We start from the raw sequence: 521 nt of genomic DNA, 5'->3' as shown, positions 1-521 counted from the left end.
GTCCTGCTGGTGGGGGGCGCGGTGATCATCCTGGGCGGCGGCCTGCTGGCCTGGGCCCTGTCTCGGGCCTCGGGCGCGCAGCCGCGCACCCTGGTGCCGGTGGTGATGTTCAACAACTGCGGCAACATGGGCCTGCCCCTGGCGCTGCTGGCCTTCGGCCCGGCCCACTTCGGCGCGGCCGTGGCGCTGTTCTCGGTCAGCAACCTGCTGCACTTCTCGCTCGGCGCGCGCATCACCAGCCGCATGGCGCGCACGCGCGACCTGCTCACCAGCCCGCTGATGATCGGCACGGCGCTCGGCTTCGCGAGCGCCCTGACCGATGTGCGCCCGCCCGACGTGGTGCTCTCCGGCCTGAAGCTGCTGGGCGACGCGCTGCTGCCCATGATGCTGTTCTCCCTGGGCGTGCGCCTGACCGCGCTGACCCGCGAGGGCCTGGCGATCGGCCTGCTCGGCGCGCTGGCCCGCCCGCTCATCGGCCTGGCCATCGCCCTGCCGCTGGCCTGGGCGCTCGACCTGGAAGG

The 521-nt window shown here is 73.9% G+C and carries 1 protein-coding gene; it reads left to right on the top strand.

Translation table 11 applies throughout. From position 1 onward, the window contains the following. Positions 1-521 (top strand): AEC family transporter (locus tag ACT6Q8_RS25690; RefSeq protein WP_444739506.1); only part of this gene is annotated, 521 nt, incomplete at both ends.

It is taken from the genome of Niveispirillum sp. (assembly GCF_052437035.1).
Taxonomy (GTDB): Bacteria; Pseudomonadota; Alphaproteobacteria; order Azospirillales; family Azospirillaceae; genus Niveispirillum.
Note: the sequence above shows the minus strand (reverse complement) of the source record. Positions and strands in the feature narration are given on the sequence as shown.